The sequence below is a fragment of the Nocardioides daeguensis genome, from assembly GCF_019192965.1.
Classification (GTDB): domain Bacteria; phylum Actinomycetota; class Actinomycetes; order Propionibacteriales; family Nocardioidaceae; genus Nocardioides; species Nocardioides daeguensis.
Window position 1 is genome coordinate 76,845 of sequence record NZ_JAHTKU010000005.1, and the last position, 22,209, is coordinate 99,053.

The following is a 22,209-nucleotide window of genomic DNA, read 5'->3' on the forward strand; positions in this document are numbered from 1 at the left end:
GGGGTACCGCGCCCCATGCGTATCGGTCGTGAAAACGAGGAGATGACGACCAATACGCATGGGGCGCGGTCGATCTCAGGCGCGCTGGGCGGAGAAGAAGCCGTCCAACAGCGCGGCCGACTCCTCGGCCAGCACCCCGGCGAGGACCTCGGGACGGTGGTTGAGCCGGCGGTCGCGGACGACGTCCCACAGCGAGCCCACGGCACCCGCCTTGTCGTCGTACGCACCGAAGACGACGCGGTCCACCCGGGACAGGACGGCGGCGCCGGCACACATCGTGCACGGCTCGAGGGTGACGACCAGGGTGCAGCCGGTGAGCCGCCACTCGCCGCGGGCTGCGGCCGCCTGCCGCAGGGCGACCACCTCGGCGTGTCCCGTGGGATCGGCGTCGCGCTCGCGGACGTTGCGTCCGGTGCCGACCACCGCCCCGGACGCGTCGACGACGACGGCGCCGATGGGCACGTCACCGGTCGCGAGCGCGGCGGCGGCCTCCGTGAGGGCGGCCCGCATCGGGTCCTCCCAGCGGCTGAGCGGTGCGCTCACGCGGGGTCCCCGACGAGTTGTTCGGCGGAGCGAAGCGGGGGAGAAGAACTCGGTGGGGTGCTCATGCGGGGTCCCCGCCGCGTTGCTCGGCGGAGCGGGGCGGGGGCGAGGAACTCGGTGGGGCGCTCATGCGGAGGTGAGGCCGACGGCGTCGTCGAAGAGGTCACCGAAGCCGAGGCCGCGGGCGACCTCGGAGAGCATCTCGTCGGGGTACAGCTCGTCGTCGTCGAGGATCGCGGCCAGGTCCATCGCGCCCACGCCGAGGTCGCTGAGCAGCTCGAGGTCGCCAGCGGGCTCGGGGTCGTCCTCGTCCTCGACCGGCGGCAGCCCGAGGTGCTCGACCACGCCGGCCGCGACCTCCCACTCGGTCGCCGCGGTGATGTCGGAGAGCATCACCCGGGTGCGCGGACCGGTGACCCGGACGACCACGAAGAAGTCCTCCTCGACCGCGACCAGGCCGACGGCACCGCCGTCACCGGGAAAGCGGCGCAGGGCGGCGGCCAGCGTCTCCACGTCGGTGGCGTGGTCGGGCGAGAGCTCGGCCACCTGCCACACGCCCTCCTCGCGGTAGGCGGCAAGGGCGAAGTCCACCGATTCGATGGCCGTGGCGGTCATGCGTCAAGCGTGGCACGGGACCGGTCGCAGGGCCAGAGGGTTTCCTCGCCCGCACCGCTCATCGGTCGGGGACCGGGGTGGCGTACCAGAGGGTCCGGTGGGTCCACCGGCCCGGACCGAGCCGCGTACCGGAGCAGACGATGATCACCACCCGCTCCGGCCCCCCGGACCGGAGCGCCTTGCGGCGCGGCACCCGGTTGACGGCGTACTCCCTGCGCCGGGTGACCTGGTAGCAGGCGGCCACCTTCCCGCCCCGGCTGCCGAGCACCAGCAGGTCGCCCGCCTGCAGCGAGCCGAGCAAGGCGTTGCCGAGCGCCGTGCCGTCGGGCCAGGTGTGGGCGGCCATGATCACGGTGCCCTTGCGGCCGCCCGGGCGTCGCTGCGGGTCGCGACTCATCAGCCACTTCCCGCGGTCCGAGACCGGAGGCGCGCCGACCGCGCCCGACGGGGTACGGCGCACGCGGAGCACGCCCACCGACCGGCCGATCGCGGGGATGGTGGCCGTGGTCGGGTTGAACGCGCGGGCCGGCGTCACGCACGGACGTGCGCCACCGGCGCGGGGCGCGGGCCCCGCGTCCGCTGCGGGGACCGTGGCCCCGGTCAGCGCGACCGCGAGCACGACGGCCGCAGCCCGCCGGCGTACCCGGCTCCTGGCTCTGCCCGGAGCACGTCGGCGGCTCACGATGTCCCCCATGCCGTTGCGCAAGTCCACGGATCGCCCCCTGACGACGCGCCTACCACCGGATGATCTGACCCGAGCCGCAGAGAGGATCATAGTCAGCGCCGGGCGAGCGTCTAGGCTCCCGCCATGCGCACCCTGGTCGTGGATCACCCCCTCGTCGCCCACAAGCTGACCGTGCTCCGCAACAAGGAGACCGACTCCCCGACCTTCCGGGCGCTGGCCGACGAGCTGGTGACCCTGCTGGCCTACGAGGCCACCCGCGACGTCCGGGTCGAGCCGACCGAGATCGAGACGCCGGTCGCCCCGACCACCGGCATCCGGCTGGCGGCCCCGCGCCCGCTCGTCGTACCGATCCTTCGGGCGGGCCTCGGCATGCTCGACGGCATGGTCCGGCTGCTGCCGACGGCCGAGGTGGGCTTCTTGGGCATGGTCCGCAACGAGGAGACGCTGGCGGCGACGACGTACGCCGAGCGCCTGCCGGAGGACCTGTCCGGCCGCCAGTGCTACGTCGTCGACCCGATGCTCGCGACCGGTGGCACCCTCGCCGCAGCGATCCGGTTCCTGGTCGACCGCGGTGCCGACCACATCACCGCCGTGTGCCTGCTCGCCGCCCCCGAGGGCTGCGCGCGGCTCGAGCAGGAGCTCGGCGACCTGGAGATCCCGGTGACGATCGTGACCGCGGCGATGGACGAGCGGCTCAACGAGAAGGGCTACATCGTCCCGGGCCTCGGCGACGCCGGTGACCGGATGTACGGCATCGCCGCGGGCTGACCGACCGCTCAGGCGGGATCCGGGCGCGCCGATGGAGTCCGCGGGGACCTCACCCCGCGAACTGGAGGCAGCCATGACCCGCAACCCCTTCGTCCGGATCGCCGCGACCGGCGCCGTCGCAGCAGTCGCCTTGGCGGCCACCGTCCTCACCGGCCCGGCGTACGCCGCCCGGGACCGTGACGGCGACGGCATGCCGAACCGCTGGGAGGCGCGCAACGGCCTCGACCCGCGCCGGGCCGACGCCGGCAAGGACGCCGACCACGACGGGCTGACCAACCTGGCCGAGTTCCGCCGGCACTCGGACCCAACCGACGAGGACACCGACGGCGACGGCCAGGACGACGGCGACGAGGTCCACGACCACACCCGGTCCACCCGCCTGCTGAGCTCCGACTCCGACCGCGACGGCGTGCTCGACGGCGACGAGGACAGCGACCACGACGGGGTGGCGAACGAGGACGAGGACGACACCCGCGAGACCTGCAACGCCGACGACGACGACACCGACGGCGACCTCATCGACGACGAGGACGAGAACGACCACGGGTACGCCGCGGACGACTCCGACTCCGACGACGACGGGGTCCTCGACGGCGACGAGACGGACGACAGCAGCGACGACAGCGACGACAGCAGCGCCGCCGGTGACGACCGGTGCGGCTCCCACCACGGCGGCGACGACTCCGACGACGCCGCGGACGACGCCGACGAGCCGGAGCTCGACGACTAGGACGGCTGCCGTCCTCTCCAGCCCGCCGAGCGCAACCGGGTGACGCCTAGACGTATAGACGTACGTCACACGTAAGACGGCCCCCGTGAGGGGGTGAGGCCTGTGTAACTTGGCTCGCGCTGTATCCACAGAATGGCTGGAGGCTCGATGCTGATCGGCATCCCGCGCGAGTCGAAACAGGGTGAAACCCTGGTCGCGGCGACCGCAAAGACCGTAACCCAACTGACCAACCTCGGCTACGACGTGATCGTCGAGTCGGGCGCCGGCGACCTCGCCGACCAGCCCGACAGCGCGTTCACGGGGCTCGACGACGCCAAGGTGCGGGTCGGGACGACGCAGGAGGTGTGGGCCGCCGACGTCGTGGTCAAGGTCAACGCCCCCTCCGACGAGGAGATCGGCCGGCTGCGCAAGGGCGCCACGATCATCTCGATGATGGCGCCGGGTCGCAGTCCCGAGCTGCTCGAGAAGCTCCAGGCCCAGGGCGTCACGGCCCTGGCCATGGACGCCGTGCCGCGGATCTCGCGCGCGCAGTCGATGGACGTGCTGTCCTCGATGGCGAACGTCGCGGGCTACCGCGCCGTGGTCGAGGCCGCGCACGAGTTCGGCCGGATGTTCACCGGCCAGGTCACCGCCGCCGGCAAGATCCCGCCGGCCCGCGTGTTCGTCGTGGGTGCCGGTGTCGCCGGCCTCGCCGCGATCGGTGCGGCCTCGGCGATGGGTGCCGTCGTGCGTGCGTTCGACGTGCGTCCCGAGGTCGCCGAGCAGGTCGAGTCGATGGGTGCGCAGTTCGTCCACGTCGACATGGAGCAGGAGGTCTCCTCCGACGGCTACGCCAAGGAGATGTCCGCCGCGCAGGTCGCCGCGACCGCCGCGATGTACGACGAGGAGGCGCGTGCCGCCGACATCGTCATCACGACCGCGCTGATCCCCGGACGCCCGGCTCCGTCCCTGCTCACCGCCGAGACCGTGGCCGGCATGCGCAACGGCTCGGTGATCGTCGACATGGCCGCCGCCAACGGCGGCAACGCCGCCGGCACCGTGGCCGACCAGAAGGTCGTCACCGCCAACGGCGTCACGATCCTCGGCTACACCGACCTCGCCGGACGCCTGGCCGCGCAGACCTCGCAGCTGTACGGCACCAACATCGTCAACCTGCTCAAGCTGCTGACCCCGGAGAAGGACGGCCAGCTGGGCCTGGACTTCGACGACGTCGTGCAGCGCGGCATCACGGTCGTGCACAACGGCGAGGGCATGTGGCCGCCGCCGGCCGTGACGGTCTCGGCTGCCCCCGCGGCCGCGGCCGCTGCCCCGGCACCGGTCAAGGAGCCCAAGGCGCCGATGGCGGCGGGCACCAAGGTCGGTCTGGTGCTGGGCGGGATCGGCCTGTTCTGGCTGGTCAACGCGCTGGCTCCGACCGACGAGCTGCGTCGCCACTTCACGGTGCTGATGCTCTCGATCGTGATCGGCTACTACGTCATCGGCAAGGTCGCGCACGCGCTGCACACGCCGCTGATGTCGGTCACCAACGCCATCTCCGGTGTCGTGGTCGTCGGTGCGCTGCTGCAGGTGCCGAGCAACGACAACCTCGTGCTGGGCCTGTCGCTGGTCGCGATCCTGCTGGCCTCGATCAACGTGTTCGGTGGGTTCGCGGTCACGCGCCGCATGCTCTCGATGTTCAGCAAGGGAGCCTGATCCATGGACATCCTCTCCATCACCGGCGCGGCGTACATCGTCGCCGCACTGCTGTTCATCCTCTCGCTGGCGGGCCTCTCGAAGCACGAGTCGGCCAAGAACGGCCTGACCTTCGGCATCGTCGGCATGGCCGTCGCCCTGGTCGCGACCGTGGCCGCGGTGATCGACGGCAGCGACTTCGTCGACAACCGTGGCCTGGTCATCGCCCTGATGCTGGCCGCCGTCGCCGTCGGCGCCGCGATCGGCCTGTGGCGCGCCAAGATCGTCGAGATGACCGGCATGCCCGAGCTCATCGCCATGCTGCACTCGTTCGTCGGCCTCGCGGCCGTCGCCATCGGATGGAACGGGCACATCCTCGGCTCCCACGAGTCGATGGACAGCCTGGTCAACATCCACGAGGCCGAGGTCGCGATCGGCATCTTCATCGGTGCCGTCACCTTCACCGGCTCCATCGTGGCCAACCTGAAGCTGTCGGCGAAGATGAAGTCCGCCCCGCTCATGCTGCCGGGCAAGAACCTCATCAACGTCGGCTCGCTGGTGCTGTTCGCGATCCTGACCGCGGTCTACGTCTCGCTGGACACCCACGACAACACCTCGGCCGACATCCTGCTGGGCGTGCTCACCGTCCTGGCGCTCGCGCTGGGCTGGCACCTGGTCGCCTCCATCGGCGGCGGCGACATGCCGGTCGTGGTGTCGATGCTCAACTCGTACTCCGGTTGGGCCGCGGCCGCCTCGGGCTTCCTGCTCGGCAACGACCTGCTCATCGTCACCGGCGCCCTGGTCGGCTCCTCCGGTGCCTACCTGTCCTACATCATGTGCAAGGCGATGAACCGCTCGTTCATCTCCGTCATCGCCGGCGGCTTCGGCATCGAGGCCGGCCCGGCCGAGGACAAGGACTACGGCGAGCACCGCGAGATCCAGGCCGACGCCGTGGCCGAGCTCCTCTCCGGCGCGTCCTCGGTGGTGATCACCCCCGGCTACGGCATGGCCGTGGCGCAGGCGCAGTACCCCGTCGCCGACCTGACCGCGAAGCTGCGGGCCAAGGGCGTCGACGTGCGCTTCGGCATCCACCCGGTCGCGGGTCGCCTCCCCGGGCACATGAACGTGCTGCTCGCCGAGGCCAAGCTGCCCTACGACATCGTGCTCGAGATGGACGAGATCAACGACGACTTCGGTGACACCGACGTCGTGCTGGTCATCGGCGCCAACGACACGGTCAACCCGGCCGCGTCGGAGGACCCGTCCTCGCCCATCGCGGGCATGCCGGTCCTGGAGGTCTGGAACGCCAAGGACGTCATCGTCTTCAAGCGCTCCATGGCCGCCGGCTACGCCGGCGTGCAGAACCCGCTGTTCTTCCGCGAGAACAGCCAGATGCTGTTCGGCGACGCCAAAGACCGCGTCGAGGACATCGTCAAGGCACTCGGCTGACACCAGTCGTACGACGAAGGGCCGGCTCCGCACCGCGGGGCCGGCCCTTCGGCATGTAACACGCCGTCCACGTCGCGACACGCCGTACGACACGCCTGACGCGTGCTGAGAACGGCCGGGTGGTCGGGTGGACAGCGTGTTACAGCAGGATCTCGGCGAGCGGCTCGTAGCGCGGCGTCCGGCGCGGGCCCTCCCCGAGGTGGGACGCGATGACCGAGATCGACTCGAGCGGCCAGGCCGGTCCCGCATAGGTCTCCAGCAGGCGCACCCAGCTGGTCATCTCGGTCGGGCGGCCGCCGGTGCGGGCAAGCGTGACGTGGGGCCGGAAGCGCTGGCCGTCGACCTCGATCCCGCAGGCGACAGCGGCATTGCGCGCCCGGGTGGAGGCGGCCACGAGGACCTCGTCACCGCCGGTCACCCCGGTGGCGAGCACCCGGCCCTGCGCGACGTTGGGGAACACCACGGCACCCGCCAGGGACAGCTCGACCGAGGCGAGTCCGTCGAGGGACTCGGCCAACCGGTCGACGTACAGGTCGACGCGGTGGTCGGGTGCCTCGGCCATGAAGGCGAGGGTGAGGTGGAGCTGCTCGGGGCGGGTCCAGCGGAAGTCGCCGGCCGCGCGACGGGGCTCGAGGAAGTCGTCGAGGTGCGCCACCGCCTCCGGGGGAGGCGCCACGGCGGCGAAGACCCGGACCATCAGACCTGGGTGCCGACCAGCTGACCGATGCCGTAGGTGACCGCCATGGCGAGCAGACTTCCCACGACGTTGCGCACGACGGCGGTCCGCGCCGAGCCGAAGCCGAACCTCGCACTCAGCCACCCGGTCAGGCTCAGCGCCGCCACGACCGCCGCGACGGTGACCGGAACCCGCGCGCCGGCGGCGACGAGCACGATGGTCAGCAGCGGCAGCAGGGCACCGAGGGTGAACGACAGCATCGAGGCCACCGCGGCACCCCAGGGGCTGGTGAGGTCCTCCGGGTCGATGCCGAGCTCGACCTCCGCGTGCGCGGCGAGGGCGTCGTGCTCGGTCAGCTGCTCGGCGACCTGCAGCGCGAGGTCGGGGTCGAGGCCCTTGTCGACGTAGAGACCGGCCAGCTCGGCGAGCTCCTCCTCGGGCGTCTCGAGCAGCTCGCGGCGCTCCTTGGCCAGCAGCGCCTCCTCGGAGTCGCGCTGGGTGCTGACCGAGACGTACTCGCCGGCGGCCATGCTCATCGCGCCGGCTGCCAGGCCCGCGACGCCGGCCACCAGGATGGCTGTGCGGTCGGTCGTCGCACCCGCGACGCCGAGCACGAGGCCCGCGGTCGACACGATGCCGTCGTTGGCGCCGAGCACGCCCGCGCGCAACCAGTTGAGTCGGCTGTTGAAGCCCTGCTGGTGCGGCTCGTCGTCGTGCGGTCCCACCGGGACGTCTGCCGCGTCGGCGGCCTGGTTCACCTCGGTCACGCCTCCATCATCCCCGACGGGTGATGCGGTGCGCGACCGACCTCGCGCCAGGGTAAAGACTCGCCGTGGCCCCTGTCGGCGACGCCGATCCCGACCTACGCTCGCAAAGGCTGGGGGAAGCGGGATCGAGGGCCGCCCGGGCGGCCGGACAGGAGCAGCACCGTGGGACTCTTCAGCAAGGCGAAGGACGCGATGGGGGCCGCCCAGCAGGCGGCCCAGCAAGCTGGGCAACAGGCTCAGGCGGCCGCCGCCCAGCAGCAGGCGGGACAACAGCCGGGCCAGCAGCCGGGCTACGTGCACGTCGAGGGTGCGGGTCCCGTCGACCCGGCGGCGTTCGGCGGACCGTCCACCCGCTCCGTCGCGGAGGACGACCCGATCTGGGAGCCGATCAACGGCATCTCGCTGCAGGACTACGCCGACCTCTCCCGTGAGGCACAGGCCCGCGGGGTGACCGACGAGGCCGGGATGATCGCCCTCGCCCAGGAGCGCGGCCTCACCGCCGCGGACACCAAGGCCGCGCTCGACGGCTGGATCGCGCGGATGGGCCAGTCCCAGGCGGTCGGGCAGCAGTTCCGCCGGTTCCTCGGCTACTGAACGGAGCCTGGCCGTGGGCCTGTTCCGCGACTGGCAGCGGATGACCCGCGCCAACAAGGAGTACCTCGAGAAGCAGGGCCGCCCGTCGTCGTACGTCGGGCAGCTCGCGGACATCCCGAACCGGATGCGGGAGGCCGCCGACAACACCGAGCTCGGCCTGCGGATGGCGCGCCACCTCGAGCTGACCAACGGGTCGGGGCTGCCCGCGATCGCGGTGGTGATGGCGGCCCAGCAGGTCGGCAGCTACGCGGGGATGTCGCCGGTGCTGCGGGTGCAGGCGCGGGTGGAGCGCGCCGACGGCACCGAGGCGTACGTCGTCACCTGCGACCAGGTCGTCGCAGGGATGCACCTGGGACGGTTCCAGCCCGAGGCGAGGCTGGCGGTGATGGTCGACCCCGCCGACCCCCTCGACTTCGCAGTCGACTGGATCCGGACCGGCCAGCTGGGACCACCGCCGCCCGGGTCGGTACCGGGCCCCGGGGCACCCGGCGCGCGGCGTACGACGCAGGAGTGAGGCGTCCCAGGCGTCACTCGCGCACCACCGGGAGGGCGTTCCCTGCGCTGGTCAGGGGTTGCAACCCCCGACAAGCGCATGGATCCCCGGATGTCCGGGGATCCATGCAGCCAGCCGGACGTTCGGGCTCAGAGGCCGAGGTCGCGGCCGATGAGCTCCTTCATGATCTCGTTGGAGCCGGCCCAGATCTTGGTGACCCGGGCGTCGCGCCAGGCGCGGGCCACGCGGTACTCGTTCATGAAGCCGTAGCCGCCGTGGAGCTGGACGCAGTGGTCGAGCACCTCGGACTGCACCTGCGAGGAGAACCACTTGGCCTTGGCGGCGTCGATCGCGGTGAGCGTGCCCTGGGAGTGGTTGAGGACGCACTTGTCGATGTAGGCCTCGGCGGCCTCGATCCGGGTGACCAGGTCGGCGAGCAGGAACTTGTTGTGCTGGAAGGTGCCGATCGGGGCGCCGAAGGCCTGGCGCTCCTTGGCGTACTGCACCGTCTCCTCGAGGATCTGCTTGGCGTGCGCGATGTTGGCGACCGCGCAGCCGAGGCGCTCCTGCGGGAGCTTCTGCATCATGTGGATGAAGCCCATGTTGAGCTCGCCGATGATCTCGGCGTCGGTGACGCGCAGGTTCTCGAAGAACAGCTCGGCGGTGTCGGACTCCTCCATGCCGACCTTGTCGAGCTTGCGGCCGCGCGAGAAGCCCTCCATCGTGGCCTCGATGCCGAAGAGGGTGATGCCCTTGGGCCCCTTCTCCGGGTCGGTGCGCACGGCGGTGACGAACAGGTCGCCGGAGTAGCCGTTGGTGATGAAGGTCTTGGAGCCGTTGATGATCCACGAGTCGCCGTCACGCACCGCGGTGGTCTTGAGCGCGGCGAGGTCGGAGCCGCCGGAGGGCTCGGTCATGCCGATGCCGAGCAGGATCTCGCCGGACGCGACGCCCGGGAGCCAACGCTGCTTCTGCTCCTCGGTGCCGAGCTCGACGATGTACGGCGCGGTGATGTCGGCGTGGATGCCGTGGCAGGTCGGGTACGCCGCGCCGGCCTTGGCGAGCTCCTCCTGGAGGACGGCGTTGAACCGGTAGTCGCCGGCGTCGGAGCCGCCGTACTCCTCGGGGATGCACAGGCCGAGCAGGCCCTGCTTGCCGGCCTCGAGCCAGAACTCGCGCGGCAGCGCCTTGGCCTTGATGTGCTCCTCCGCGTGCGGCAGCACCGAGCGGTCCACGAACTCCTTGACGGATGCGCGGAAAGCCTCGTGGTCCTCGTCGTAGATCTCACGCTTCATGCCGGCGACTCTACTCGCGGGTCACATCGGCGGTCGTTGTCCCCGAGCACAACAAAGCCCGCCGCGGCGTTGGTCGCCGGACACGATCAGGAGGCGGCGGAGACCAACTCGCCGCAGCCACAGGCAGCCTGCACCTCGGCGTACAGCGCGGTGCCCCGCTCGCCCCACAGGCCGTTGACGACCAGGGCCGTCGGGCCGGCGACGAGCGCCTGCTTGTCCTCGTACAGGTTGTCCTGGGCGTAGGCCCGGGCCTCGTCCGCCGATGGCATCTCGACCCAGATGATGGTCTGAAGCAGCGCCGGGAGCCCGATGTCGACGGCGTCCTGGTCGCCGTAGCAGTCGAGCTGACGGAAGTCGACCTGGCTCGGGGCGCCGGTCTCGTTGGGGCTCCACTTCACGACCGCGCACGACGGGTTGTCGCTGGTCAGGTCGGCGGTCGCGGTCTCGACCACCGCGAAGTCGAGACGCGCATCCGGGTCGGCCAGCCCGGCGCTGGTCGGGGCGCCGGTCACGTCACTGGTCGGGGCGCTGGTCGCGGCACTGGTCGGGGCCGGGTCGGGCTCGGCTGCCTTCGCTCCACCGTCGTCGGAGCCGCAGGCGGTGGTCGCGAGCAGCAGGAGCAGGGCGGGGGCGAGGCGGCGCAGGGCAGAGGTCACGGCCCCATCCAGTCACGCCCCGCCGGGCGCTCGCATCAGGGAATGACCCCAATGCTGTGGCTCGTCGGCATTACGCTTCCTCCGTGCCCAGCGGTCGACTCGTCGAGCGGGAGGCGAGCCGCGCACAGGCCGGCGCTGCCCTCGATCGGCTGCGCGCCGGGAACGGTGGCGCGCTCTGCCTGCTCGGCCCGGCCGGGGTCGGCAAGACCTCGCTGCTCGACTCGGTGCTGAGCGAGGCCGGTGACCTGCGGGTGCTGCGCGCGGCGGCGGGCGAGCTCGAGGCGCACGCGCCGTACGGCGTCGTCCGACACCTGTTAGGCCGCGTCCTCACCTCGCTCGCGCCGGTCGCGCTCGACGGTCTCGACGGGATCGCGCACGGCGCGGCCAGCGCGGCGGTCGACCTGGTGCTGCACCGCGGCGAGCCGGTCGGCGACGCGTCGGTGATGCTCAACAGCCTGTACTGGCTGCTCGACGGGCTCGCCGCCGACGGCCCGCTGGTGCTCGCCGTCGACGACGCGCACTGGGCGGACGAGGCATCCCTGGTGTTCTGCCAGCATCTGCTGAGCCGGGCCGACGAGCTGCCGGTGCTGCTGGTCGTCGCGGCCCGCGACATCTCGCCGGAGCGCCGCAGCCCCGCCCTGGCGGCGCTAGTGGCGGGGTCGACCCGGCTCGACCTCGAGCCCCTCAGCGCGGCCGGCGTCCGCTCCTGCCTGGCCGACCTGGGCCACGCCGGGATCAGCGACGAGCTCGCCGCGGCCTGCGCCGACGTCACGGGCGGCAACCCGTTCCTGGTCACCGCCCTCGCCGAGCTGATCGGGACGACCGACGTGCGCTCGCTCGTCCCCCGCACCGTCGTCGACACCGTCGTGCAACGCCTCACCGCCCTCGGTACGGCGGAGCAGGCGCTCGCCCGCGCCGTCGCCGTGCTCGAGACCGCTCCGCTCCGCATCGCCGCCGACCTCGCCGACCTGACACCGGAGAGGGCCGGCATCGCCGCGGACCGGCTGCGCGACGCGGGGCTGCTCGCCACCGAGCGGCAGCTCGGCTTCCGGCACGCGCTGCTCCGGAGCGCGGTGGCCGCTGCGACCGGCGCCGCCACCCGCGACGACCTGCACCGCCGGGCCGCCCGGGTCCTCGCGGACGAGCCCGACGGCGTCCATCCGGCCGCCGGCCACCTGCTCGAGGCCGAGGGCATCGCGGACCCGTGGGCGGCCGCGCTGCTGCGGACCGCGGCCCGCGCGGCGATCGCCGACGGCGCGCCCCAGGCCGCCGTCGACCTGCTCCGCCGGGCGGTGGCCGAGCCGCCCCCGGCCAGCGAGCTCCCGGGCCTGCTCGTCGAGCTCGGAACGGCCGAGCTGCACGCCGGCGACCCGGCGTCGGTGACGACGCTCGAGCGCGCGGGCCGCGGCGTCACCGATCCCGTGCTGCGGGCGCACTGCGCGCTGGGGCTCGCGACGGCGTACCACGTCGGCGGGTTCTACGAGCGCTCCGTGCCGGTCCTCGAGGGCGCCCTGGCCCACCTCGGGCCCGAGCACGGCGACCTGACACTGGTCGTCGAGGCGGCGCTCGTCGCCGCAGAGATCTCGGTGCCCGGTCGTTTCGAGAGCGCCCGCGCCCGCCTGGCCGCGCACGGTGAGCTCGTCGGCACCACCCCCGGCGAGCGGCTGCTCCTGATCCACCAGGCCTCGGTCGCCAACGCCACGCTCGCGCCGATCGCGAAGGCCGGCGAGCTGGCCCGCCGCGCGATCGGCGACGGCGCGACACCCGAGCAACTGGCCAGCCCGTTCGCCTGGTCGCTCGCCCGCATCCACCTGGCCTGCTCCGGGGAGTACGACGCCGCGGCCGAGCTCTGCGCGCAGGGCCTCGAGCTCGCGGCCCGCGAGGGCTCGGTCCCCCTCTACGCCGCCGCCTCCGTGACCCGGGGCTGGGCGCACCTGTGGGCCGGGCGTCTCGACGACAGCGGCACCGACTTCGCCGAGGCGCTGCGCCACGCGGAGGTCGTCCCCGGTGGTCAGCTGGTCCGGCTGATGGCCGCCGCGGGCCTGGCGGAGGCGCTGCTCGCGCAGGGTCGGCTGTCCGAGGCGGTGGCAGCGCTCGCGCAGGTCCCCGAGGAGGTCGCCGTCGACCGCAACCACGCGACCGGCATCCACCTGCTCCGCGCGCGGGGCCAGGTCCGCGCCGCGATCGGCGACCACGAGGGCGCCCTCAGCTCGCTGCGGATGTGCGCCGATCGACTGGCCGAGCTCGACATGGACTCGCCCACCTGGTGCGGCTGGCGGGCCGTCGCCATCGAGAGCCTGTGGGCGCTCGGCCGGGTCGACGAGGCGCGCGAGCTCACGGCCACCGAGCTGGCCGTCGCCGAGCAGAAGGCGGCCCCCAGCATGCTCGGCCAGGCGCTGCGGATCGCCGGGGAGGTCGCGGCCACCGACGGGATCGCTCTGCTGGAGCGCTCGGTCGAGGTCCTCACCGGCTCCCAGGCCCGGCTCCAGGAGGCCCGGTCCCGGGTCGCGCTGGGAGCCGCGCTCCGTCGTACCGGGCAGCGGGCGGAGGGCCGCGAGCAGCTGCGGATCGGTCGCGAGCTCGCCCACCGCCTCGGCGCGGCCGTGCTCACCGAGCGGGCGACCACCGAGCTCGCCCTGGCCGGCGGCCGGGCCGGCCGGATCGAGGTGAGCGGCGTCGCGGCGCTCACCTCCGCCGAGCGCCGCGTGGTCGAGCTGGCCGCCTCCGGGCTGCGCAACCGCGAGATCGCGCAGCGGCTGTTCCTCAGCACCAAGACCGTCGAGGTGCACCTCTCCCGCGCGTACCGCAAGCTCGGCGTCGGGCGCGACGGCCTCGCCGCCCTCCTCGCCGCCGCGCCCGACTCCTAGAATCCGGCCATGGCCGCCCACGACACCCGGATGCTGCTGCTGGGGGCCGTCGCGCTGTTCGAGCCGGTCAACGGCTACCAGATCCGGCGCGAGCTGCTGTCGTGGAGCGTCGACGACTGGGCCAACCTCAACCCGGGCTCGATCTACAACGGCCTCGCCACGCTGACCAGGCAGGGCTTCCTGGTCCGCCACGACCTCGAGGACGGCGGCCGCGAGGTGGCGGTCTACGAGTCCACCCCGGATGGCCGCACCGAGCTGGAGCGCCTGGTCACCGCCGGCCTCGAGGAGGTCAGCGTCGTCGACCGCAAGGGCTTCAGCGCGGCGTTCGGCCTGCTGCCGTTGGTCCCGCCGGACCGTGCCCTGCGCTCGCTGGTCCGGCGGCGGGGCGCGCTCGAGGAGGTCGTCGCCCGCCTCGCCGCGCCGCCGGCGCCGGACGCGGCCCCGCCCCACGCCCTGCGCACCATGACGATGTGGCTCGACCTCGCCGTCGCCGAGCTGGCCTGGCTGCGCGAGACCATCGAGGACCTGGAGGCCGGCCGGCTCGCGCTCGACGCGTCCACCTGGGCGCCGCCGGCCGACGACCCCGGGTGGCAGATGAACGCCGACCGCGAGCGCTACCGGGCGCTTCTCGGCGGCTGACCCTGCACGGTTCGACCCCGCCACCGATGAATGTCGGTGGCCGGTGCTGTCGTTCTCGGAGAACCCGTTTGACGAACCGGTGTTCAACATTGAATACTCCGAGTGTTCAACCTTGACGACGAGGGGATACGACGATGATCCGTGCACGAGGACTCGTGCAGACCTTCCACAGCGGACAGGGCAAGCAGAAGAAGGAGGTCCACGCGGTGCGGGGCGTCGACCTCGACGTCGAGGAGGGCGAGGTCGTCGGCTTCCTCGGGCCCAACGGCGCCGGCAAGACCACCACGCTGCGGATCCTGACCACGCTGCTCAAGCCGACGGCCGGGACGGCGAGCGTGGCCGGCTTCGACGTCGCCACCCAGGCGGTCGACGTACGACGCAGCATCGGCTACTGCTCGCAGGTCGGCTCGACCTTCTCCGGCGCCTACGCCGGTGACGAGGTCGTCGACCACGGGATGCTCTACGGGATGTCGAAGAAGGCCGCCGTCGCCAAGGGCCAGGAACTCTTCGACAAGCTCCAGCTCGAGGGCCTGTGGCGGCGGATGCCGAAGAACATGTCGGGCGGGCAGAAGCGGCGCCTCGACATCGCGATGGCGCTCATCCACTCGCCGTCGCTGGTGTTCCTCGACGAGCCGACGACCGGTCTCGACCCCCAGGCGCGGATCAACCTGTGGCAGCACATCGCCGACCTGAGGGCCAAGCAGGGCGCGACCGTCTTCCTCACGACCCACTACCTCGACGAGGCCGACGCCCTGGCCGACCGGATCGTGATCATCGACCGCGGCGAGATCGTCGCCAGCGACACCGCCGACAACCTCAAGGCCGCCGTCGCCGGCGACCTGGTCGACCTCGAGGTCTCCACCGACGAGCAGGTCGTGATCGCCCGCGACAAGCTCGGCTCGATCAGCAGCGACGTCGAGGTCGACGGCCACCACGTCCGGGGCCGGGTCGCCCGGGCCGGCAAGGCCGTGCCCGGCCTGCTGCGCGACCTGGAGAACTCCGGGGTCGGCCTCGAGTCGATCGAGGTGGTCCGCCCCACCCTCGACGACGTCTTCCTCACCCTGACCGGCCGCTCGCTGCGCGACGCCGAGGCCGCCGCCGAGGCGACCCCGAGTCCAAACGCCCCCGCCGCCGACGTACCGACCGAAGGAGCCCGCGCGTGACCACGTTCTTCCGCGAGTCCTGGATCGTCTTCAACCGCCAGCTGCGGATGAACCTGCGCAACCCGGCGTGGGTGATCATCGGCATGCTGCAGCCGGTTCTCTACCTGCTGCTCTTCGGGCCACTGCTCGAGCCGGTGATCGCCCAGCTCGGCGGCAACAAGTACACCTGGTTCGTGCCCGGCATGCTCGTCCAGCTCGGCATCTTCGGCGCCTTCTTCGCCGGCTTCTCCCTCATCGGCGAGTGGCGCGAGGGTGTCATCGAGGCCGAGCGGGTCACGCCCGCCCACCGCTCGGCGCTGCTGTTCGGCCGGCTCTACCGCGACCTGCTCCAGCTGTTCGTGCAGGCCGTCATCCTCGTCGCCCTCGGCCTGGTCATGGGCATGGACGCCTCGTTCGGCGGCATCGTGGTCGGCGTCGTCCTCACCCTCATGCTCGGCGGGGCCTGTGCCGCCGCCTCCAACGCCCTCGCGCTCACCACCAAGAGCGAGGACGTGATGGCGCCGATCATCAACGTCGTGATGATGCCCGTGCTGCTGCTCAGCGGGATCCTGCTGCCGATGAGCTTCGGCGCCGGCTGGCTGGAACGACTCAGCGACTTCATGCCGATCCGCCACGTCGTCGACGCCGTCCGCGCGGCCTTCTTCGGCGACTTCGACGCCTCGATGCTGTGGGGCGTCGGTTGGACGGTCGCCCTGTTCGGACTCGCGGTGTGGTGGGGCACGTCGGTGTTCAAGAAGGAGAACGCCTGAGGGTCGCCGGCGGTCCAGGTCGGCGCCGGGGCGCTCACCCGAAGGCCGTCAGCCGCACCCGCCGTCCGTCCCGCTCGACCTCGAGGCGACCCGCGTCCGTCGCACAGCCCGCACTGTCCCGCGCGACGCGGGCCGCCTGGTCCGGGCTGTCCAGGGTCAGCAACAGCACGTTGGCGACCTGTCCGGTCTGCGGTTGGCGATAGGTGCCCTGGACGGCCTCGGTGACCACCAGGTCGCGGGGAAACACATCGGCGCCGCGCAGCACGCGCAACGGGTCGAGCACCGTCGCGAGGTCCTTGGCCCGGACATGGGTTCCGTTGCCGACGAACCCCGCCTCGGCGCCGCCCGCCACCGCGGTGGGCTGATAGCCGCCGGGCAGCTGCGCCGGCAGGTCGTCGGCCCCGAGCTCCCCCGAGGTCGACGGCGCTGCCGTCGACGCCGCCGGCCGGCTCGGCAGCGCCACGGGCGCCCCCGTCGAGGGCGTCCCGGTCGAGGGCGCCGGCTCGGGCGCGGCGGGAGACGAGCTCGGTGCGGACGACCGCTCCCCCGCCGTGTTCGCCGCCCGCAGGGCGCCGAGGCCGAGGACTCCGGCGCCGAGCGCGAGGGCCACGATCGCCAGCACCGCGAGGGCGGCAGCGGTGCGGCGTGGGCTACCGGGGGTCAAAGTGCTGCCAGTCCTTGTGGGCCCACAGGCCGCCCCACTGGAAGCCGCGGCGCGCGAACTCGAGCCGGACAGGACTGGCGGACTTGATCATCCCCGGATGCGACCGGCCCCGGTCGAGCCACTTGTTGGCGCTCGGCCACCAGCGCCCCCGGGCGTCCTGGTAGGGGTTCTGGACGGTGTTGATGTCCACCGCCGAGCCGTAGGCGTGCGGGGAGAGCGAGAACGGGTCACCGGTGACGTGACGGCAGTTGAAGGCGCTCGTGTTGTTCGCCCGCATGGCAGCCGGATCAGAGCCCTTGTACTTCTCGACCGGGACCATCCGGCGGATCCGGAAGCCACTGTCGAAGGCCGTCTCGAACGCCGAGAGGATGTCGTCCTGGGCGCCCCTGGCCATGATCATCTCGCCCCAGCGGTAGGTGTCCCGGTAGGTGCGGTAGATCATCCTCACCGCCACCAGGGACCGCGGGCCCACCGGACAGCCGGCGCGATAGCTGTGGCGGACCATGCGCCGCGTGACGGGGCGGGTCGTGCTGACGAACTCCGCGCGGACCGTCGACGACATGCCGGCCGACGCCTCCAGGTCGGCACCCGGACCACCTGTCATGGCCTGGATGCCGAGACGCCCGGTGCTCGCGCTGGCAGGCAGCTCCACCGTGAACCGCCCGGAGGCGTCCGTCTGCGCGACGGCCGTGGCCGCCGCCCGCCCCGGCAGCTCGTAGACGACGCTCACCGCAACACCGGCCTCCGCCGGTACGACAGCCCCCGAGGCGATCGCCCGATCGACCACGACCCGGGTCGAGGGCATCGCGTCGAGCCCCACCTGGCGATCGTCGACCACGAGCGGCACGGGGAGCGAGTGGCCCTCCACGCCGTTGGTCTCGGCGCGGGCGACGACCTCCACCGCGCCGACCGGATCGGGCCAGCTGACGTCGGCGGCGTACGCACCGGCGGCATCGGTGACGACGCCCTGGGCCAGGGGCGCCCACGAGCCGGCGCCGGCCGGGGACCACCACAGTCCGACCGCCACCCCGCCGGCCGGCACGCCTTGGTCGGTGACGACACCGACGAGCCGGACCACCCGGTCCTCCCAGACCCGCGCCGCAGCGGCCGACAGCGTGACGACGGGCTCGACCGCCTGGACGGCGACCGCCGCGGGAGCGGCCTGTGCCACCGCCACCGGTCCACCGGTCGCGACCAGCGCCAGCCCCGACAACGCGCACACCACACCCAGTGCCGACCGCCGTCCTCGCGACCACGCCACCTGACCCACCATCGGCGAAACCCTCCTCACGGACCTCGGAGACCGTGTCGTCTCACCGCAAGGACGGAGATGACAAGCGCGATATTACGAACCTTCCACCATTTCGGAGCGCGCCACGCCCCGGCCGTGCGGCTGGTCCGACACCTCGCCGCCCTCGCGGAAGCCGTGCCGCTCCCACCACCGGGCGAGCGGTGCGGGAGCCCACCAGTTCCAGCGCCCGAGGAGCTTCATGGTCGCCGGGACGAGCAGGGCGCGGACCACGGTCGCGTCCACCAGGATCGCGACCAGCATCCCGAGGCCGAGCATCTTCATGAACACCACGCCGCTGAGGCTGAAGGCGCCGATCACGACCGCCAGCAGGAGGGCGGCGCTCGTGATGATCCGGCCGGTCTTCTGCACCCCGGTCTGCACCGCGAGGTCGTTGTCGCCGGTGAGGTCCCACTGCTCGCGGACCCGTGACAGCAAGAAGACCTCGTAGTCCATCGACAGGCCGAACAGCACGGCCAGCATCACGATCGGGTTGGTGAGGTCCAAGAAGCCCTGCGGCGTGAAGCCGAGCAGGTCGGCGAGGTGGCCGTCGCTGAAGATCCACGTGACGACCCCGAAGGAGGCGGTGATCGAGAACGCGTTCATCAGCACCGCCTTGAGGGGCAGCACCACCGAACCGAAGGCGAGGAAGAGCAGCACCAGCATCACGCTGACGACGATCAGGCCCATCAGCGGGAGGTGGTCGCCGACCGAGCCGGCCAGGTCCACGGTGTCGGCGGTCAGGCCGCCGACGAGCGCGTCGGCGCCGTCGGGCGCGTCGACGGCGCGCAGGTCGCGGACCACCTGCTGCGAGTGGTCGCTCTGGCTGTTGCCCTGCCACGCGGCGCGGAGCAGGGTCGTGTCACCCTCGGTCGCCACTGGGCGGACGTCGACCACGCCGGGGACCTCACCCAGGGCGGCCGTGTACGCCGCCACGCCCTCCTCGTCGGCGCCCCGGAGCAGGACGTTGGCGGTCGAACGCTCCGGGCCGAACTCGTCGTTGAGCCGCTGGGACGCCTGGTGGGACGGAGTGTCGGCGGGCAGCACCCGGTAGTCGACACTGCCCCACTTCACGCCGAGGAAGGGCGAGGCGACCGCCAGCAGCACCAGGACCACGCCCGCGGCGACCACGACCGGGCGTCGCATCACGGCGCGCGCGAGCCGGGCCCAGGCGCCGTGGCCGGTCTCGACCGGGGTCGCCCGCTGCAGGAACGGGATCCGGAGCGCGTCGATGCGGGTACCGAGCAGGGCCAGCACCGCCGGCAGGACCGTCAGCGCGGCGACCATCGCGACGAGCACGGCCGCGATGCCGCCGTACCCGATGGACTTGAGGAAGGTCTGGGGGAACACCAGGAGCGAGCTCATCGCCGCCGCGACGGTCAGCGCCGAGAACGCCACCGTGCGGCCGGCCGTGGCCATGGTTCGGACGACGGCGCCCCGGGTGTCGGCCGGCTCGCGCGCGATCTCCTCGCGGAACCGGGAGACGACGAACAGGGCGTAGTCGATGGCGAGGCCGAGCCCGAGCAGCGTGATGATGTTGGGCGCGAAGATCGACACGTCGACCAGGTGGTTGAGCCCGGCGATCGTGGCGCGGGCGCCGAGCACGGCCACCAGCCCGACGAGGAGAGGCATCAGCGCCGCCACGACGCTGCGGAAGATGATGAGCGACAGGATCAGGACGACCGGCATCGACACCAGCTCGGCGCGCAGCAGGTCGGACTTCGTCTCCTCGTTGACATCGGTGTAGACCGCGTACGGGCCGGCGAGGTCGGTCCGGAGCCCACTGTGCTCGACGGCCGGTCGCATCTGGTCGAACGCGTCGATGAAGTCGTTCTGGCTCTCGCCGGCGAGCGACACGTAGACCGCCGTCGCGTGGCGGTCCTTGCTCACCATCGCGGGGTCCTGGACGTCGTACCAGGTCAGCACCGAGACGACGCTGTCCTCGGGGATCGCCGCGACCGTGCGCTCGACCTCGGCCCGGAACGCCGGGTCGGTCGCCTCGGCGTCGTCGCTGGAGAAGATCACGACGGCGTCGATCGACCGGTTGCCGAAGGTCTCGCGCTCGAGCGCGAGCTCGCGGGCCGACTCGGTGCCGGGGTCGTCGAAGCCGCCGGCCGAGAGGTCGTCCTCCAGGCCGACGCCGAGGACCGCTGCCAGCGCGGTCACCGCGAGCCCGACCAGCAGCACGGCCACGGCCCGGCGCACGACCAGGGCGCCCCATCGCTCGATCATGACGACTCCTCCCGGAGGCCGAGTGAACCTCCGTCAGTTTCGTGAACGGCGTTAACTGTAAACAGTGTAAACTTTGGTCGTCAAGCGTTCGCCCCCGGTGACTCGGGGCCATCTCGAGGAGTCCTGTGCCGCACCTCCGTGCCCCCGCCACCCGTCGGGAACGCCAGCGCGAGGCGACGTACGACGAGATCGTCGCCGTCTCGGCCCGCCTGCTCGACGAGGGCGCGGACCTGTCCCTGCGCGCGGTCGCGGCAGGGATGGGGCTGACGGCGCCGGCGCTGTACCGCTATGTCGCGAGCTACCAGCAGCTCGTCGACCTGGTCGCCTTCGAGCTCGACAAGGCCGCGACCGCCGAGTGGGCCGAGGCCGCGGCCCGATTCCCGCAGGACGATCCGGCGGCCCGGCTGGCCGTGGCGTGCACCCGCTTCCGGCAGTGGGCCCTGACGAAGCCGCGGCGGTTCGCCCTGGTCTTCGCGAACCCGGTCGCCGCCGACACCGAGCGCCGCGACCTGGTGACCCTGTCGACGTCGGGCCACTACTTCACCGACCTGCTCTGGCAGATCTGGGAGATCTACCGGTTCCCGTACCCCGCGCTCGACGAGCTTGACCCGGTGATCCGCGAGGCGGTGCTCGACCCGCTGATCCCGGCGAAGTCCGACCACATCCCCACCGAGGACCGAGGCCTGCTCTGGGTCTACATGCGCGCCTGGTCGGCGCTGTACGGGGTGGTCACCCTCGAGTCCACCGGCCACTGCGACCCGCGGGTGATCGAGTCCGGCCAGCTGTTCCGGGCCACGCTGCTGGACTGGCTCGAGCCGCTGGGGCTGCACGACGAGCGGGAGCGGATCACGACCATCCTCGACGAGGAGCTGGCCCGCCCCTGACTCCCGCCCCTGACTCCCGCCCCTGACTCCCGGCCCTGACTCCCGGCCCCGACCCGGTCAGCTCCAGAGCACCTCGCGCGCCCACCGCGGCACCAGGTCTCCGGCCCGGCCCTGCCGGGACTCGTGGAAGAAGTGGCTGCCCTCGCTGGGCTCGAGGTTGAGCTCGAGCGTGCGGGCACCGTGGCGACGGGCGTGCTGGACGAAGCCGGCGGCCGGGTAGACCGCGCCCGACGTACCGATCGAGACGAAGATGCTGGCCTCGGCGAGAGCGTCGGCGATCCGGTCCATCTCGTAGGGCACCTCGCCGAACCAGACGACGTCCGGGCGCAGCTCGCGCACGCCGCAGTCCGGGCAGGCCGGCTCGTCGACGAGGGTGCCGGACCACGGGGACGCGACGCCGCAGGAGCGGCACAGCGCCTTGAGCAGCTCGCCGTGCATGTGGATGACGTTGCGCGAGCCCGCGCGCTCGTGGAGGTCGTCGATGTTCTGGGTGACGACCAGCAGGCCGGTCCCGAGCGTCCCCTCGAGCTCGGCGAGGGCCCGGTGCGCGGCATTGGGCTCGACGTCCGCGAGCGAGGCGCGGCGCTCGTCGTAGAAGCGCTGCACCAGCGCCCGGTCGCGATCGAAGCCCTCCGGCGTGGCGACGTCCTCGACCCGATGGCCCTCCCACAGCCCGTCGGCGTCGCGGAAGGTCGGCACCCCGCTCTCGGCGGAGATGCCGGCACCGGTGAGGACGACGATCTGGGGCACGATCGGAGGCTACCCGCCCCGCTCGTGACCG

General features: G+C 72.4%; 22 protein-coding genes. 11 read left to right on the top strand and 11 right to left on the bottom strand.

Going from position 1 to position 22,209, the window contains the following annotated elements; genetic code table 11:
- Nucleotides 1-75 precede the first annotated feature (75 nt).
- The 3 genes from tadA to KU893_RS04925 all read right to left on the bottom strand — a co-directional run bounded on the left by tadA (nt 76) and on the right by KU893_RS04925 (nt 1,870).
- Nucleotides 76-510 (bottom strand): tRNA adenosine(34) deaminase TadA, encoded by a 435-nt coding sequence (tadA, locus tag KU893_RS04915; RefSeq protein ID WP_218233370.1) that lies wholly within the window; start codon nt 508-510, stop codon nt 76-78.
- Between the two features lie 159 nt (nt 511-669).
- Nucleotides 670-1,158 (bottom strand): tRNA adenosine deaminase-associated protein, encoded by a 489-nt coding sequence (locus KU893_RS04920; protein ID WP_218233234.1) that lies wholly within the window; start codon nt 1,156-1,158, stop codon nt 670-672.
- A 58-nt stretch (nt 1,159-1,216) separates the two neighbouring features.
- The gene (locus tag KU893_RS04925) at nt 1,217-1,870 is read right to left on the bottom strand and encodes a class F sortase (protein WP_218233235.1); all 654 of its coding nucleotides are present in this window, start codon (nt 1,868-1,870) and stop codon (nt 1,217-1,219) included.
- A gap of 96 nt (nt 1,871-1,966) precedes the next feature.
- On the opposite strand from KU893_RS04925, the gene upp reads away from it, so the two are divergent.
- From upp to pntB, 4 genes are all read left to right on the top strand, one after another.
- Entirely contained in the window at nt 1,967-2,611 is a 645-nt protein-coding gene (upp, locus tag KU893_RS04930; RefSeq protein WP_218233236.1) for a uracil phosphoribosyltransferase, read from the top strand.
- A 73-nt stretch (nt 2,612-2,684) separates the two neighbouring features.
- Nucleotides 2,685-3,341 (top strand): hypothetical protein, encoded by a 657-nt coding sequence (locus tag KU893_RS04935; RefSeq protein WP_218233237.1) that lies wholly within the window; start codon nt 2,685-2,687, stop codon nt 3,339-3,341.
- Between the two features lie 147 nt (nt 3,342-3,488).
- Nucleotides 3,489-5,033 carry a Re/Si-specific NAD(P)(+) transhydrogenase subunit alpha gene (locus KU893_RS04940; RefSeq protein WP_218233371.1) on the top strand — a complete coding sequence of 515 codons (1,545 nt, stop codon included), beginning with the start codon at nt 3,489-3,491 and terminating at the stop codon, nt 5,031-5,033.
- A gap of 3 nt (nt 5,034-5,036) precedes the next feature.
- A complete protein-coding gene (gene pntB, locus KU893_RS04945) occupies nt 5,037-6,461 on the top strand; it encodes a Re/Si-specific NAD(P)(+) transhydrogenase subunit beta (RefSeq protein WP_218233238.1) in 1,425 nt (474 codons plus the stop codon).
- A gap of 139 nt (nt 6,462-6,600) precedes the next feature.
- Here pntB and thpR read toward each other — a convergent pair whose 3' ends face one another.
- Complete coding sequence (gene thpR, locus KU893_RS04950) at nt 6,601-7,158, bottom strand: RNA 2',3'-cyclic phosphodiesterase (protein WP_218233239.1); 558 nt, start codon at nt 7,156-7,158, stop codon at nt 6,601-6,603.
- Nucleotides 7,158-7,904, bottom strand: a complete 747-nt coding sequence (locus KU893_RS22550) for a VIT1/CCC1 transporter family protein (protein WP_308167179.1) — start codon at nt 7,902-7,904, stop codon at nt 7,158-7,160. The genes thpR and KU893_RS22550 overlap by 1 nt, the downstream gene beginning before the upstream one ends.
- A gap of 162 nt (nt 7,905-8,066) precedes the next feature.
- Here KU893_RS22550 and KU893_RS22555 point away from each other — a divergent pair, with 162 nt between their 5' ends.
- Together KU893_RS22555 and KU893_RS04960 are read left to right on the top strand one after the other, a co-directional pair.
- Entirely contained in the window at nt 8,067-8,498 is a 432-nt protein-coding gene (locus KU893_RS22555; RefSeq protein ID WP_246591934.1) for a hypothetical protein, read from the top strand.
- A 13-nt stretch (nt 8,499-8,511) separates the two neighbouring features.
- A complete protein-coding gene (locus KU893_RS04960; RefSeq protein WP_218233387.1) occupies nt 8,512-9,012 on the top strand; it encodes a hypothetical protein in 501 nt (166 codons plus the stop codon).
- Nucleotides 9,013-9,140: 128 nt separating this feature from the next.
- On the opposite strand, the gene KU893_RS04965 is transcribed toward KU893_RS04960, so the two are convergent.
- Both KU893_RS04965 and KU893_RS04970 read right to left on the bottom strand, forming a co-directional pair.
- Nucleotides 9,141-10,286 carry an acyl-CoA dehydrogenase family protein gene (locus KU893_RS04965; RefSeq protein ID WP_218233241.1) on the bottom strand — a complete coding sequence of 382 codons (1,146 nt, stop codon included), beginning with the start codon at nt 10,284-10,286 and terminating at the stop codon, nt 9,141-9,143.
- 86 nt (nt 10,287-10,372) lie between these two features.
- The gene (locus tag KU893_RS04970; RefSeq protein ID WP_218233242.1) at nt 10,373-10,942 is read right to left on the bottom strand and encodes a hypothetical protein; all 570 of its coding nucleotides are present in this window, start codon (nt 10,940-10,942) and stop codon (nt 10,373-10,375) included.
- Between the two features lie 83 nt (nt 10,943-11,025).
- On the opposite strand from KU893_RS04970, the gene KU893_RS04975 reads away from it, so the two are divergent.
- From KU893_RS04975 to KU893_RS04990, 4 genes are all read left to right on the top strand, one after another.
- The gene (locus KU893_RS04975) at nt 11,026-13,809 is read left to right on the top strand and encodes a helix-turn-helix transcriptional regulator (RefSeq protein WP_218233243.1); all 2,784 of its coding nucleotides are present in this window, start codon (nt 11,026-11,028) and stop codon (nt 13,807-13,809) included.
- A gap of 9 nt (nt 13,810-13,818) precedes the next feature.
- A complete protein-coding gene (locus KU893_RS04980; protein ID WP_246591936.1) occupies nt 13,819-14,448 on the top strand; it encodes a PadR family transcriptional regulator in 630 nt (209 codons plus the stop codon).
- A gap of 134 nt (nt 14,449-14,582) precedes the next feature.
- Nucleotides 14,583-15,611 (top strand): ATP-binding cassette domain-containing protein, encoded by a 1,029-nt coding sequence (locus KU893_RS04985; protein WP_218233244.1) that lies wholly within the window; start codon nt 14,583-14,585, stop codon nt 15,609-15,611.
- A complete protein-coding gene (locus KU893_RS04990; protein ID WP_257440864.1) occupies nt 15,608-16,360 on the top strand; it encodes an ABC transporter permease in 753 nt (250 codons plus the stop codon). Before KU893_RS04985 ends, KU893_RS04990 begins: the two co-directional genes overlap by 4 nt.
- A 34-nt stretch (nt 16,361-16,394) precedes the next feature.
- Here the strand turns inward: KU893_RS04990 and KU893_RS04995 are convergent, their stop codons facing one another.
- The 3 genes from KU893_RS04995 to KU893_RS05005 form a co-directional block, all read right to left on the bottom strand.
- Nucleotides 16,395-17,024 (bottom strand): hypothetical protein, encoded by a 630-nt coding sequence (locus tag KU893_RS04995; protein ID WP_218233245.1) that lies wholly within the window; start codon nt 17,022-17,024, stop codon nt 16,395-16,397.
- Nucleotides 17,011-18,297 carry a M15 family metallopeptidase gene (locus KU893_RS05000; protein ID WP_218233246.1) on the bottom strand — a complete coding sequence of 429 codons (1,287 nt, stop codon included), beginning with the start codon at nt 18,295-18,297 and terminating at the stop codon, nt 17,011-17,013. Before KU893_RS05000 ends, KU893_RS04995 begins: the two co-directional genes overlap by 14 nt.
- Nucleotides 18,298-18,369: 72 nt before the next feature.
- The gene (locus KU893_RS05005) at nt 18,370-20,544 is read right to left on the bottom strand and encodes an MMPL family transporter (protein WP_218233247.1); all 2,175 of its coding nucleotides are present in this window, start codon (nt 20,542-20,544) and stop codon (nt 18,370-18,372) included.
- A gap of 125 nt (nt 20,545-20,669) precedes the next feature.
- On the opposite strand from KU893_RS05005, the gene KU893_RS05010 reads away from it, so the two are divergent.
- The gene (locus KU893_RS05010; protein WP_218233248.1) at nt 20,670-21,428 is read left to right on the top strand and encodes a TetR/AcrR family transcriptional regulator; all 759 of its coding nucleotides are present in this window, start codon (nt 20,670-20,672) and stop codon (nt 21,426-21,428) included.
- Nucleotides 21,429-21,485: 57 nt separating this feature from the next.
- Here the strand turns inward: KU893_RS05010 and KU893_RS05015 are convergent, their stop codons facing one another.
- Nucleotides 21,486-22,178 (bottom strand): NAD-dependent deacylase, encoded by a 693-nt coding sequence (locus tag KU893_RS05015; protein WP_257440865.1) that lies wholly within the window; start codon nt 22,176-22,178, stop codon nt 21,486-21,488.
- Nucleotides 22,179-22,209 lie beyond the last annotated feature (31 nt).